The 13,000-nt window shown below is 72.8% G+C and carries 11 protein-coding genes; 9 read left to right on the forward strand and 2 right to left on the reverse strand.

The features are described 5' to 3' along the window. From RAN62_RS26535 to RAN62_RS26550, 4 genes are all read left to right on the forward strand, one after another. Nucleotides 1-720 (forward strand): ABC transporter permease, encoded by a 720-nt coding sequence (locus tag RAN62_RS26535; RefSeq protein WP_305787480.1) that lies wholly within the window; start codon nt 1-3, stop codon nt 718-720. Then, nucleotides 717-1,433 (forward strand): ABC transporter permease, encoded by a 717-nt coding sequence (locus RAN62_RS26540; protein ID WP_305787481.1) that lies wholly within the window; start codon nt 717-719, stop codon nt 1,431-1,433. The genes RAN62_RS26535 and RAN62_RS26540 overlap by 4 nt, the downstream gene beginning before the upstream one ends. 319 nt (nt 1,434-1,752) lie before the next feature. Continuing rightward, on the forward strand, nt 1,753-2,748 hold the full coding sequence (locus tag RAN62_RS26545; RefSeq protein ID WP_305787482.1) for a glycine betaine ABC transporter substrate-binding protein: 996 nt from the start codon (nt 1,753-1,755) through the stop codon (nt 2,746-2,748). A 278-nt stretch (nt 2,749-3,026) separates the two neighbouring features. After that, nucleotides 3,027-5,783, forward strand: a complete 2,757-nt coding sequence (locus RAN62_RS26550) for a hypothetical protein (protein ID WP_305787483.1) — start codon at nt 3,027-3,029, stop codon at nt 5,781-5,783. Between the two features lie 214 nt (nt 5,784-5,997). On the opposite strand, the gene RAN62_RS26555 is transcribed toward RAN62_RS26550, so the two are convergent. Further along, entirely contained in the window at nt 5,998-7,122 is a 1,125-nt protein-coding gene (locus RAN62_RS26555; protein ID WP_305787590.1) for an NADH-quinone oxidoreductase subunit D, read from the reverse strand. 14 nt (nt 7,123-7,136) lie between these two features. After that, nucleotides 7,137-8,084: an SAM-dependent methyltransferase gene (locus tag RAN62_RS26560; RefSeq protein WP_305787591.1), complete on the reverse strand. Its 948-nt coding sequence runs from the start codon at nt 8,082-8,084 to the stop codon at nt 7,137-7,139. Nucleotides 8,085-8,219: 135 nt separating this feature from the next. Here RAN62_RS26560 and RAN62_RS26565 point away from each other — a divergent pair, with 135 nt between their 5' ends. The 5 genes from RAN62_RS26565 to RAN62_RS26585 are packed head-to-tail and all read left to right on the forward strand — an operon-like array spanning nt 8,220 to nt 12,990. Beyond that, nucleotides 8,220-9,092, forward strand: a complete 873-nt coding sequence (locus tag RAN62_RS26565) for a Rossmann-like and DUF2520 domain-containing protein (protein WP_305787484.1) — start codon at nt 8,220-8,222, stop codon at nt 9,090-9,092. After that, nucleotides 9,089-9,922: a pantoate--beta-alanine ligase gene (gene panC, locus RAN62_RS26570; RefSeq protein ID WP_305787485.1), complete on the forward strand. Its 834-nt coding sequence runs from the start codon at nt 9,089-9,091 to the stop codon at nt 9,920-9,922. Before RAN62_RS26565 ends, panC begins: the two co-directional genes overlap by 4 nt. Next, nucleotides 9,922-10,350, forward strand: coding sequence for an aspartate 1-decarboxylase (gene panD, locus RAN62_RS26575; RefSeq protein ID WP_305787486.1), 429 nt, complete (start codon nt 9,922-9,924; stop codon nt 10,348-10,350). Before panC ends, panD begins: the two co-directional genes overlap by 1 nt. A gap of 45 nt (nt 10,351-10,395) precedes the next feature. Next, nucleotides 10,396-11,292: a septum formation family protein gene (locus RAN62_RS26580; protein WP_305787487.1), complete on the forward strand. Its 897-nt coding sequence runs from the start codon at nt 10,396-10,398 to the stop codon at nt 11,290-11,292. Between the two features lie 51 nt (nt 11,293-11,343). Continuing rightward, nucleotides 11,344-12,990, forward strand: a complete 1,647-nt coding sequence (locus RAN62_RS26585; protein ID WP_305787488.1) for an L-aspartate oxidase — start codon at nt 11,344-11,346, stop codon at nt 12,988-12,990. Nucleotides 12,991-13,000 lie beyond the last annotated feature (10 nt).

Below are 13,000 nucleotides of genomic sequence, written 5' to 3' on the forward strand. Positions count from 1 at the left end.
ATGTCCTTCCTGTCGAGGGCCCCGGCGCCTGCGTGGCCCCTGGCCGCCCCCGCTGACGGGCCGGGAAATCCGTGGTTCTCCTGGCGCTATGTCCACGACAACGCCGACGAGATCCTGACCGCTCTGCAGTTCCACGCGGGTCTCACCGCCCGTGCGGTGATCTTCGCGCTGATCGTCGCCCTGCCGCTCGCGATCGTCGCCTACTGGTGGCGTCCGCTGACCGGGCCGATTCTTGCACTCTCCGGCGTTCTCTACACGATTCCTTCGCTGGCACTGCTCGCCCTGGTCGCTCCTGCGGTGGGAACCACCCGCGACACGTCGGTGCTGATCGCCCTCGTGCTGTATGCGCTGCTCGTGCTCGTGCGCAACATCCTGGCCGGGCTCACCCAGGTGCCCGCCGAGGTGCGGGACGCGGCGGCGGGCATGGGCTACGGCCGCTTCGGACGGCTGGTGCGCATCGAGCTGCCGCTCGCGCTGCCGGGCGTACTCACCGGGTTGCGGTTGGCGACGGTGTCCACCGTGGCGCTTGTCACCGTCGGCTCGCTGATCGGCCAGGGCGGTCTCGGGGACATGATCCTGGGCGGCTTCCGGAACAACTTCTACAAGGCCGAGATCATGACCGGCGCGGTCCTGTGCGTGGCGCTGGCGCTGGTGCTCGACCTGCTGATCGCCGGGGCCGGCCGGCTGCTGACGCCCTGGGCGCGGGAGCGGCGCGCGTGAACTACTTCCACGAGGGCTTCGTCTGGCTCAACGACCCGCTGAACTGGACCAACCCCGGCGGCCTGCTCGACCGGCTCGAGGAGCACCTGGTCATCAGCCTGTGGGCGGTGCTGATCGGCTGCCTGGTCGGCTGGCCGCTCGGCATCTGGCTCGGACACCGCGGCCGCGGTGGTGCGGCGGTCGTCACCGTGGCGAACCTCACGCTGGCGCTGCCGACGCTCGCGCTGCTGACCATCCTGCCGCTCACGCCGCTGGGCTTCGGCAAGCCGCCGGTCGTGGTGGCGCTGGCCGTCTTCGCGGTACCGCCGCTGCTGGCCAACGCCTACACCGGGCTGCGCCAGATCGACCCCGAGACGCGGGAGGCGGCGCGGGGCATGGGCCTGTCCGGGGGCCAGGTGCTGCGGCGGGTGGAGCTGCCGCTGTCGGTGCCCTATCTCGCGGCGGGGTTGCGTACGGCCGCGGTGCAGGTGGTGGCAACCGCGGCGCTGGCGGCGTTCGTCAACGGCGGCGGGCTCGGGGAGATCATCTCGGCCGGCTTCGGCATCGGCATGAGCAACGGCGGCGGCGGTCAGATCGTCGCCGGCGGCATCGCCGTGGCGCTGCTCGCGCTGCTGGTGGAGGGCCTGCTCGCGCTGCTGCAACGCCTGGTCACCCCCAAGGCTCTGCGCCGCGCCCGTCGTGGTCGCGCCACTGCGGCGGCCCCGGCCGGCTGATTTTTCCTTTAAGTACGCACGGAGAGAAGTCCCGTGTCGGAACGATCCGCTCGCTGCCTGGTCCCGCCCCTCGATTCGCCGCCGGGCTGTGACCGGTGGCTGAGCGCAGCCGGGTCCCGCCCTTCGATTCGCCGCCGGGCCGTCATCGGTGGCTGAGCGCAGCCGGGTCACGTAACGAATCCGCAACGTAGCGGCCGGAGCGGCATAGGCTGTCGTACCCCCAAGTTAGGAACGAGGGTGGGCGGCCCGGCATCGTCGCGGTTGCCCGTCGGACACGCGGCGCCGCCACCGGGCGCGCCGGGACACAGAAGGCGGCAGCATGCGACGACACCTGCTCCTGACGGCCGGCACCCTCGTGGTCGCCGCGGCCGTCCTGACCGGCTGCGGGGAGTCCGGCTCCTCCGGCACCGAAGCCCCCGCGAGCTCCGCCACGGGCGCCGGCTGCGCCCCGGTCGCGGGCGACGAGCTGGTCGTGCTCACCGACGACAAGAAGCTGCAGAACACCGACAATGTCGTTCCGGCGATCAACAAGAAGGCGTCCTCGCCCCAGCTGATCGCGGCGCTCGACAAGGTCTCCGCGGCGCTCGACACGGCCAAGCTCATCGAGCTCAACAAGGCCGTCGACATCGACCGCAAGTCGTCCAAGGCCGCCGCGACCGAGTTCGCCACCGCGAACAACCTGACCGCCGGCCTCGAGAAGGGCCCCGGCGGCCAGATCACGGTCGGCGCGGCGAACTTCAGCGAAAATGCCACGCTCGGCGAGCTCTACAGCATCGCGCTGACCGCGGCGGGCTACACGGTCAAGGTGCAGCAGATCGGCAACCGCGAGCTCTACGAGCCGGCCCTGGAGAAGGGCGAGATCGACGTCGTCCCGGAGTATGCCGCCACGCTGGCGACGTTCCTGCAGGGCAAGGCCGACAAGAGCGCCAAGGACCCGTCCTCGGCCGACCTGCAGACCACGATGACCGCCCTCACCGGGCTCGGCGAGAAGGTCGGCCTGGTCTTCGGCACCGCGTCACCGGCCCAGGACCAGAACGCCTTCGCGACCACCCAGGCGTTCGCCGCCAAGTACGGCGTGACGACCCTCTCCGACCTCGCCGCCAAGTGCTCCGGGGCCGCCACCGTGCTCGGCGGGCCGCCCGAGTGCCCGCAGCGGCCGAAGTGCCAGCAGGGCCTGGTCGAGACGTACGACTTCCAGGCCGGCAAGTTCAGCTCCCTGGACGCCGGCGGTCCGCTCACCAAGACCGGCCTCAAGCAGGGCACGATCAGCGTCGGCCTGGTCCTCAGCTCGGACGGCGCGCTCGCGGCGGGCTGATCCGGCCGGGTCGCGTTCCCTCGGGGCGCTCGCGGCTTGTTGATCCGCTTTCGTTCGGCCGGGTCGCGTTCCCCTGGAGCGCGGCCCGGCCGATGATCTTGCGGAGGGTTCACTCCGCGCGGCGTGCGGATAGTGCGAAGCGAGAATTTCCGGATGGGTTTCGCCTCTCGCGACCCCGCGACGAGCTGCTGTAACGCCCGCCGGGGGACGATCCGGGCACCCGCGGTGGCCCTTTGCCCCGTTTCGGGACGCGAGCACTCTCGGTAGCATCTGGCCCCATGTCCGACCAGGCCGAGGTGAAGCACAGCAGCCGCCTCCTCAGGATGCTGATCTGGGCCGGCCTGGGCCTCGCCCCGGTGGCGGTCCTCCTCGTCCTGCTCGCCGACACGTCCCTGGCCGTCCGCTTGGCGGTGCTGATCGTCGCCACCTGCGTCGTTCTGCTCGGCGCCGCCCTGCTCATCCGGCACGACCCGGTCCTCGCCGACATCGCCGTCGAGGACCGCGTCGCCGCCGAGGTCGACTCCCTGCGCGGCAACCTCCGCGACGAGATCGCGGCCGCCGCCCGCGCCACCGGCCACCGCGTCCAGGTCCTCGAGGAGGAGATCGACCGCCTCCGCGACCCGTCCGGCGTTTCAGCCCCCGCTCCCGCGGGCAGTGTGTCCGCGCCGAGGGGTACGGCGAGTGTGTCCGCACCGATCGGTCCCGCCTCTGTCCCGGGACCGATCGGAGCGGACGAAGCCCCCGACTTCCCCTCCCCGCACGGCGACTTCGCCTCTCCGCACGGCGACTATGCCGACCCGCGCGGCGACTACGCCGATCCGCGTGCCGACTTCTCCTCCTCGCACGCCGACGCCGCCGATGCGCACGCCGACTTCTCCGACCTGCGCGCCGCGGACGAGCACCCCGACTTCTCCGACCTCCGCGGCGACTACCCGGACGAGCCGGCCGACTCCCCGAACCCGCACGCCGCCTTCCCCGCCCCACGCGCCGCCGCGAGCGTGCCGCCCCCGCGTGCAGCCGCAAGTGTGTCGGCCCCACGTGCCGCGGCGAGTGTGTCGGCTCCGCGTGCCACCGCGAGCGTCTCCGCCCCGCGACCAGTAAGCGCCTCAGCCCCGCGCCCCGTGAGCGCTCCCGCTCCGCGGCCGGTGAGCGCTTCCGCCCCGCGCCCGGTGAGCGCGTCCGTGCCACGACCCGCCGGCTCCGCCCGTGTCTCGGCCCCTGTCGCGTCGGCCTCCGGGTCGCCGGGCCCCGCTCCGGTCTCCTACGCCCCCCGCCAGCGCAGCGCGAGTTCGTCCCCGGCCTCAGCCGCGAGCCCGTCCCCGGTCTCGGCCGAGCCCCGAGCCGCCCGCCGTCACGCCGCCCCCGACACGAGCACCGACCTTGCCCGCGACGCCGGTGACCCTCTGTTCGGTGCCTACGACGAGCCGGCGGCAAGCTCCTTCGACGAGCCCGACTCGGGCGCCTTCGACCAGCCCGGCAACGGCTCCTTCGACGAACCGCGCTCCGGCGAGTTCGATGGACTGCCCTCCGGCGAGTTCGATGGACCGCGCTCCGGCGAGTTCGACCAGCCGCGCTCGGGCACCTACGGCGAACCCCGGTCCAGGGGCCGCCGCGCCCACCGCTATGCGACCACGGACGAGCACGACAGCGGCTACGTCGCCGACACCCGCCACTCGGACAACAGCAGCTACGCGAGCGATGCCGGCCACGCCAACGGCGGCTCCTACGCCACGGACGGCCCCTACGGCGGCGGCTCCTATGCCAGCGACGGCTCCTACGCGGGCGACGGTGGCTATGCGAGCGATGGTGGCTACGCCGATGACCGCGGCTACGGGCTCGACGGAAACGACAGCGGCTTCGTAAGCGACACCCGCCAGCCCCGAGGCAACACCTACGGCGGCTCCGACGGTGAATACCGAGGCGGCACGGCCCAATCCAGCGGCAGCGGCTACGGCGGCGACAACCAGTCCGGCGGCAGCGGCTACGGCGGCGACAGCCGGTCCGGTGGCAGCGTGCACCGAAGCGCCGCCGGTCAGGTGAGCGGCGGCTACTCGGGGGGCGACCGTTCGTGGTCGGACGGCCCCGGCGACAACTACGACAGCAGTGACTTCGTCTCGGCGGGCCGCTACGAGTACGGCGCGACCGGCTACGGCTACGACCGCGGCGCCGCCGATGTTGACGGGGCTCCGGCCGCGGCTCGGGCCTCCGTGACTCCTCCCGGGACTGCGAACGGCTCGGCGGCTGTGGCTCGGGCCTCCGTGGGCGCCGCACCGGTCTCCGGGCGCGCTGCCGCGGGTCCGGCTCCGACTTCCGGACGAGCTTCTGCGCCGCCGACTTCCGGGCGGGCTTCTGCGGGCTCGGCTCCGGCCGCGCGAGGGGTGGGCGGCCCGGCTCGGGCTTCGGTCAGCGCTGCTCCTGCTGCGGCGCGGGCCTCGGTAAGTGGTGCTTCGGGCTCTGCGCGGGCTGCCGTCCGTCCGGCGACCTATGGCCGACCGGTCGAGGCCGACGAGGCATCGGGCTTCGACAACGCATCCGGCTTCGGGCAAGCCAGTGAGTTCGACGGAGCGAACGGCTTCGGGCAAGCCAACGGGTTCGACGGAGCGAACGGCTTCGGGCAAGCCAACGGGTTCGACGGAGCGAACGGCTTCGACGATGCATCCGGCTTCGACGGAGGGAACGGCTCCGACGGGGCGAACGGCTTCGGCGGAGGAGACTTCGGGGGAGAGGCGGACTTCGGCGACCACGGGTACAGCGGTGGGCACGGCTTCGACGGTGGCGGCGCGCGGGATGGCGTCTACGGGCAGCCTCGGTACGAGGAGCCTGGACGCCACAAGCCCGTCCAGCACGAGGCCGCTTACAACGAGGCTGCCTACCACGAGCCTGGTCACCCCGAGGCGGCCTACAACGAGCCGGGGCACCGCGAGCCCGGCTACCACGAGTCCGGATACGACGGCGGCTACGCGGACGACAGCTACGCCGCTGCCGGGCACGGCACCTACGAGGACGCCGGCAGTGGAGCGCCTCGCCGCTGGTAGGAGCGGCGGGTCGACCGAGGGCGCCGGCAAGGGAGCACTCCGCCACTGGAGCGGGCGCGGGCAAGGGAGCACTCCGCCACTGGAGCGGGCGCGGGCAAGGGAGCACTCCGCCACTGGAGCGGGCGCGGGCAAGGAAGCGCCCCGCCACCGAAGCGGGTGGCGACCAAGAAGCGCCCCGGCGCCGAAGCAGGAGGCACCCCGCCACCGAAGCCGGCTACTTGTCGATGTCGCCGACGACGAAGAACATTGAGCCCAGGATGGCGATCAAGTCGGGCACCAGGCAGCCGGGGATCAGCGTCGCCAGCGCCTGGACGTTGGCGTAGGAAGCCGTGCGGAGCTTCAGGCGCCACGGGGTCTTTTCGCCGCGGGAGACCAGGTAGTAGCCGTTGATGCCGAGCGGGTTCTCGGTCCACGCGTACGTGTGACCCTCGGGGGCCTTGACGACCTTGGGCAGCCGCACGTTGACCGGGCCGCCGAGGCGGGCGACGCGGTCGAGGCACTGTTCGGCCAGGTCGAGGGACGCGTAGACCTGGTCCAGCAGCACCTCGAAGCGGGCGTGGCAGTCGCCCGTGGTGCGCGTCAAGACGGGCACGTCCAGCTCGTCGTAGGCGAGGTAGGGCTCGTCGCGGCGCAGGTCCATGTCGAGGCCGCTGGCGCGGGCGACGGGACCCGAGGCGCCGTACGCGGCGGCCTGCTCGGCGGTGAGCACGCCCACGCCGACCGTACGGGCGAGGAAGATGTCGTTGGTCCGGATGATCCGGTCGAGGTCCGGCATCCGCTTGCGGACCTGGGCGATCGCCTCGAGGGCGCGCCGGGTCCAGCCGGCCGGGACCTCCTCCTTGAGCCCGCCGACCCGGTTGAACATGTAGTGGATGCGCCCGCCGGAGACTTCCTCCATGACCGCCTGCAGCGTCTCCCGCTCGCGGAACGCGTAGAACATCGGCGTGATGGCGCCGATCTCCAGCGGGTAGGAGCCGAGGAACATCAGGTGGTTGAGCACCCGGTTCAGCTCGGCCAGGGCCATGCGGAGCCACGTCGCGCGCTCCGGCACCTCGATGCCCATGAGGCGCTCGACGGCCAGGGCCACGCCGAGCTCGTTGGAGAAGGCGGACAGCCAGTCGTGCCGGTTGGCCAGGACGAGGATCTGGCGATAGTCGCGTACCTCGAAGAGTTTCTCCGCCCCCCGGTGCATGTAGCCGATGATCGGCTCGCAGGCGGTCACGCGCTCGCCGTCGAGGGTGAGCTTGAGGCGCAGCACGCCATGGGTGGACGGGTGCTGCGGCCCGATGTTGAGCACCATGTCGGCGGTGTCGAGCCCGGCCCCGGTCCCGACCGTCATCTCCCGGACGTCACTCACAGAGCGATCGTCCCACGAAGCTCGATACCGATCTCGTGCAGCAACCACCAGTGCCCGCCCAGCCCGTCCGGATCGGTGAGCTCCGCCGCCGCCCCCGCGGCCCCCAGCGCCCGCAGATAGGCCGCCGGGTCCGTGCGGGCCAGGGACAGCGGTGGCCGGGCGCCGTCGACCCCGAGCGCTCGCAGTGCGGCCCGCTGCCTGACCATCCTGTACGTCCCCCCGCCCGCCGCCGCGACCGAGTCCAGCGCCACATGGGCCGTCAGGTCGCACGAGCCGTCCGGAACAGGCACTACCTGCCGCCCGTCCCGGAACCCCGTGAGCGTCCCCAGCGCCGGCCGGTCCCGCAGCATGTGTCCGTAGTCGACGACGAGCGCGGCTCCCCGGCGCACCGTGGCAACGGCCTCCGCCCAGCTCTGATCCCGGGGCCGGCCCAGTTCGACGCGGTCCCCGGCCCGGGCGGACGGCCACCACTGCGCCAGCCACGAAAGGTCGGCCGGATCAATGTCCCCGCCGAGCGTCTCGTTCCCGGCCCGGTCGACCAGCACCTGCCGTACCCGCCCGTCGTCACCCACCTCGGCGATGTCGAGTGGCACATTGTCCAGCCATTCCGTGGCGAGCAGCAGCCCGTCGAAGCCAGCCGGCAGGTCACGCTGCCACTCGATCTCCGCGGGCAGCCCGGTCGGCCGTGGCCCCACTTCGACTCCGACAAAACGGACACGCGAAGAGCCGGCGGAAGCGTGCAATGCCGCGAGCAGCTCACCCCGCCCCGCGCCCACGTCGACCACCTGGAGGAGCGGGGGACGGCCGAGCGCGGCGTCGACAGCCTCCACCAGCCGCAGCAACGCGCCGGCGAACAGTGGCGAAGCGTGCACGCTGGTCCGGAAGTGATCGGCCGGCCCACTGGTCGTGAAGAAGCCCGCAGGACCGTACAGAGCACTCTTCATCGCCGCGGCCCACCCCAGCTTTTCCACGTGCCCAACTTAGGGGGTGCGGTTCCCCACACGTACTTGTCACGTGCGTGTTACGGCGGCGCATACTGGCGATCGACCGGTACCCCTTCACGAGGACTGGATCCGCACATGAATACTGCGTTCCCTCTGGTCGTCGGCGTGGTCGGCGCGGGTCGGGTGGGTGCCGTCGTCGGCGCCGCTCTGGCCGCCGCCGGGCATCACGTCGTCGCCGCCGCGGCGGTGTCCGCCGCTTCCCGCGAGCGCGCCCGGCAGTTGCTGCCGGATGCCGCGATCCTGCCCGCCGACGAGGTCGCGCGGGCCGCCACCGATCTTCTGCTGCTGGCCGTTCCCGACGACGCGCTCGGCCCGGTCGTGTCCGGCCTGACGGCGACCGGTGCGCTCGGCGCCGGCACGGTCGTGGCGCACACCTCCGGCGCCCATGGCCTGGCGGTCCTCGGCCCGGTCAACGGCCTGGCCCTGCACCCCGCGATGACCTTCACGGGTACGCCCGGCGACCTCGACCGGCTGCCCGGCACCGCCTGGGGCATCACGGCCCGCGACCGGGTCTTCGCCGCCCGCCTGGTCACCGATCTCGGCGGCGTGCCGGAGTGGGTCGCCGAGGAGTCCCGCCCGCTCTACCACGCGGCCCTCGCCCACGGGGCGAATCACCTGGTCACGCTGGTCAACGAGGCGGCGGACACGCTCCGGGCGGCCGGCGTCGAGCACCCGGCGACGGTCCTGTCGCCCCTGCTGCACGCCGCTCTCGACAACGCGCTCGCCCTCGGGGACGCCGCCCTCACCGGGCCGGTGTCGCGGGGTGACGCGGGCACCGTACGCAAGCATCTGCGGCACCTCCCCCCGGAGTCGGCGCCGGCCTATCTCGCCCTGGCCCGCCGCACGGCCGATCGGGCCGTCGCCGCCGGTCGCCTCCGTCCTCGGGAAGCCGCCGCCCTGCTCGATGTCCTGGCCCAGGCCCACCTCACCGTCGGGAGCCCCGCATGACCACCCTCGTCCACACCCGGGCCGAGCTGGCCGCCGCCCGTGCCGCCGCGCCCGGCCGGGTTGCCGTCGTCATGACCATGGGCGCCCTGCACGAGGGGCACCGGCAGCTCATGCGCGAGGCCCGGAAGCGGGCCGGCTTCGTCATCGCGACGATCTTCGTCAACCCGCTGCAGTTCGGGCCGAACGAGGACTTCGACAAGTACCCGCGCACCCTCGCCGCCGATGTCGAGGCCTGCACGGCCGAGGGCGTCGACGTGGTCTTCGCCCCGGACCGCGACGAGATGTACCCGGGCGGCACGCCGTCGATCACCATGAACGCGGGACCGGTCGGCGAGTTGCTGGAGGGCGCCAGCCGCCCCGGGCACTTCTCGGGGATGCTGACGGTCGTCGCCAAGCTGCTCCGACTCACGCGGGCCGACGTCGCCCTGTTCGGCGAGAAGGACTATCAGCAGCTCGCGCTGATCAAGCTCATGGTGCGCGACGTGGAGCTGGGCGTGGAGATCGTGGGCGTCCCGACCGTACGGGAGAAGGATGGTCTCGCCCTGTCCAGCCGCAACCGCTATCTCGACGCCGACCAGCGGCGGGCCGCGCTGGCCCTGTCGCACGCCCTGCGTGAGGGGGCCGCGCAGAACGACCCGCAGCGGGTGCTCGAGGCGGCCACCAAGATCCTCGAGGACGAGCCCGGCGTCGCCGTCGACTATCTCGCTCTGACCGATCCGCTGCTCGGGCCCGCGCCGGCCGCCGGACCGGCCCGCCTGCTGGTCGCCGCGAAGGTCGGCGCCACCCGGCTCATCGACAACGTTCCGGTCCAGCTCGGAGAGGCCGCCTGATGTTCCGCACGATGCTCAAGTCCAAGATCCATCGGGCCACGGTCACCCAGGCCGACCTGCACTACGTGGGCTCGGTGACGATCGACCAGGACCTGCTCGACGCCGCCGACCTGCTGCCCGGCGAGCAGGTCGCCATCGTCGACGTGACGAACGGCGCGCGCCTCGAGACGTACGTGATCCCGGGCGAGCGCGGCAGCGGCGTCATCGGCATCAACGGCGCGGCCGCGCACCTGGTGCACCCGGGTGACCTGGTCATCCTGATCTCGTACGGGCAGATGGACGACGCCGAGGCGCGCGCTTGTCGGCCGCGGGTGGTCCACGTGGACGCCGACAACAAGATCATCGAACTGGGTACGGACCCCGCGGCCGCCGTGCCGGGGATGGCCGACGACCTCGTGCGGGGCGACCTGACGCTGTCCGCTTCCTGAGCCGACGTATCGCCCTAGACTGGGCGAAACGGACGGGGGATCCTCATGCGGCGCTGGTGGCTCGTGGTTGCTGCGGCACTGCTCGTGGGCGGCTGCAGCAAGCCCGCGGGCGTCGACGGCAACCTGATCAACGGCTGGGCCGCGATGACCGTCCCGACCGGGTTCACGCCGGTCGCCGAGACGTGTCACCTGGCGAACTTCTCCGCGGCCGGCGCCCGCGCCGACTACGAGGAGGTCGACTGCTCGCTCAAGCACCGCACCGAGACGGTCTACGTCGGCGAGTACGAGGACCCGGCGGCCGAGGCGCCGGCCCCGCCCGCGGACGACTCGGCGGCCGCCCGCTCGGCGTACGAGACGTGTGACCAGAAGACGACGGCGTACGTGGGCGGCCCGTGGCGTACGGCCCGGCTGTGGATCGGCATCACCCAGCCGACGAAGGCCGCGTGGACCGGGGGCGCCCGCTGGTACCGGTGCGAGGTGCTGGTCAGCAGCTCGGTGGAGGACGACGGCGGGCTGGTGCAACGAGTCGGCACGCTGCGGGACGCGCTCGAGGAGCCCAAGTCGCCGCTGCTGCTGACCTGTTACGGGGTGCGGCTCGACAAGGACGGCAAGATCAGCACCATGCCCGCGGCGCCGTGCGTGTCGGAGCACAACGCGGAGTTCGCGGGCGTGTGGACGGCGGGCAAGGGCACCGGCTACCCGGAGACCGCGAAGGACTGGGACGCGTTCCACGCCGGGTGCCGTACGGTGATCGCGAAGTTCGTGGGTGTGCCCGACGACGCCGACCTGCAGTATCGCGCCGGGGTCGTGTCCCTGCCGGGCGGCGACGACGTCTGGGCGCTCGGCGACCGGGGCGTGCGCTGCTATCTGTGGGTCGACACGACCCTCACGTCCTCGCTCGCCGGCAAGGGCGCCAAGGCGCTTCCCGTCCAGTATCAGTGACGTCCGATACCCCGGATGGGAAACGCGCGCGGGACAAGGTTGACTGGGCTGATGTCGCCTTCCGCCGATCTCCCGGTGCTCCCGCGCCGGCTGGCCGCGCCCGAGCCGGGCTGGACCGAGTCCACCGACGTGGTGGTCGTCGGGTCCGGCGTCGCCGGGCTGACCGCCGCGCTGCACCTGCGGGAGCAGGGTCTGCACGTCACCGTGGTCACCAAGGTCAACATTGACGACGGGTCGACCCGCTGGGCGCAGGGCGGCATCGCCGCCGTGCTCGACCCGCTGGACACCCCCGAGGCGCACGCCTTCGACACCGAGATCGCCGGCGTGGGCCTCTGCGACCCGGCCGCCGTGCGGGTGCTGGTCGAGGAGGGTCCCACGCGGATCCGGGAGCTGATCCGGCTCGGGGCCGAGTTCGACCGCAACGCCGACGGGTCGCTCATGCTGACCCGCGAGGGCGGCCACCGCGCCGACCGCATCGTGCACGCGGGCGGCGACGCGACCGGCGCCGAGGTGCAGCGCGCGCTGCACGACGCCGTGCACCGCGACCCCTGGATCCGGCTCGTCGAGCACGCGCTGGTGCTCGACCTGCTGCGCGCGCCGGACGGCCGGGCCTGCGGCATCACCCTGCACGTGCTGGGCGAGGGCAGCGAGGACGGCGTCGGGGCGATCCTGGCCCGGGCTGTGGTGCTGGCCACCGGCGGCATGGGCCAGATCTACGCGTCGACCACCAACCCCTCGGTGTCCACCGGCGACGGCGTGGCGCTCGCGCTGCGGGCCGGCGCGGTCGTCACCGACGTGGAGTTCGTGCAGTTCCACCCGACGTCCTTCGTGACCGCCGGCGTCACCTCGGTGCAGCGCCCGCTGATCTCCGAGGCGCTGCGCGGCGAGGGCGCCCACCTGGTCGACGAGTCCGGCGAGCGCTTCATGGTCGGGCAGCACGAGCTGGCCGAGCTGGCGCCGCGCGACGTGGTCGCCAAGGGCATCCACCGGGTGCTGCAGGCGACCGGCGCCGACCACGTCTATCTCGACGCGCGTCACCTCGGCCGCGAGTTCCTGGAGCAGCGTTTCCCGACCATCATCGCGTCGACCCGGTCGGCGGGCGTCGACCCCGTGACCGAGCTGATCCCGGTGGCCCCGGCCGCGCACTACGCGTCCGGCGGCGTGCGGACAGACCTTCATGGGCGTACGTCCATCGCGGGCCTCTACGCGTGCGGCGAGGTCGCCTGCACGGGGGTCCACGGCGCCAACCGGCTCGCGAGCAATTCCCTGCTCGAGGGGCTCGTCTTCGCCCGGCGCATCGCCGACGACATCGCCCGTGACCTGCCGCCGCAGGCCGAGCCCGGGCCCGCGTCCGGCGACCCGGGCTGGGTGGTGCCGCCCGCCGTCCGCGCCGAGCTGCAGCGCGCGATGACCCGGGGCGCCGGCGTCCTCCGCTCGGCGGACTCGCTCGCGGCCACGGCCAAGGAGCTGACCCGCCTCGGAGAGCAGCGCGACACGCCTCGCAACGCCTCGTGGGAGGCGACGAACCTGCTCACCGTCGCGTCGGCGCTGGTCGCCTCGGCCTTCGAGCGGCGCGAGACCCGCGGCTGTCACTGGCGCGAGGATCACCCGGGCGCGCTGGACGAGTGGCGGGGGCACCTGCTCAACGCGATCGCCGCGACGGGCAAGCTGACGCAGAGCTTCGAGGAGATGCAGTGATCCGCGTGGA

Source organism: Symbioplanes lichenis, assembly GCF_030709675.1.
Classification (GTDB): domain Bacteria; phylum Actinomycetota; class Actinomycetes; order Mycobacteriales; family Micromonosporaceae; genus Actinoplanes; species Actinoplanes lichenis.

What these genes read in the sequence shown, in the direction of transcription:
- panD (WP_305787486.1), top strand. Translation starts at nt 9,922, where the DNA reads ATGTTCCGCACGATGCTCAAGTCCAAGATCCATCGGGCCACGGTCACC.
- RAN62_RS26550 (WP_305787483.1), top strand. Translation starts at nt 3,027, where the DNA reads ATGTCCGACCAGGCCGAGGTGAAGCACAGCAGCCGCCTCCTCAGGATG.
- panC (WP_305787485.1), top strand. Translation starts at nt 9,089, where the DNA reads ATGACCACCCTCGTCCACACCCGGGCCGAGCTGGCCGCCGCCCGTGCC.
- RAN62_RS26555 (WP_305787590.1), bottom strand. Translation starts at nt 7,122, where the DNA reads ATGACGGTCGGGACCGGGGCCGGGCTCGACACCGCCGACATGGTGCTC.
- RAN62_RS26560 (WP_305787591.1), bottom strand. Translation starts at nt 8,084, where the DNA reads ATGAAGAGTGCTCTGTACGGTCCTGCGGGCTTCTTCACGACCAGTGGG.
- RAN62_RS26535 (WP_305787480.1), top strand. Translation starts at nt 1, where the DNA reads ATGTCCTTCCTGTCGAGGGCCCCGGCGCCTGCGTGGCCCCTGGCCGCC.
- RAN62_RS26565 (WP_305787484.1), top strand. Translation starts at nt 8,220, where the DNA reads ATGAATACTGCGTTCCCTCTGGTCGTCGGCGTGGTCGGCGCGGGTCGG.
- RAN62_RS26585 (WP_305787488.1), top strand. Translation starts at nt 11,344, where the DNA reads ATGTCGCCTTCCGCCGATCTCCCGGTGCTCCCGCGCCGGCTGGCCGCG.
- RAN62_RS26545 (WP_305787482.1), top strand. Translation starts at nt 1,753, where the DNA reads ATGCGACGACACCTGCTCCTGACGGCCGGCACCCTCGTGGTCGCCGCG.
- RAN62_RS26580 (WP_305787487.1), top strand. Translation starts at nt 10,396, where the DNA reads ATGCGGCGCTGGTGGCTCGTGGTTGCTGCGGCACTGCTCGTGGGCGGC.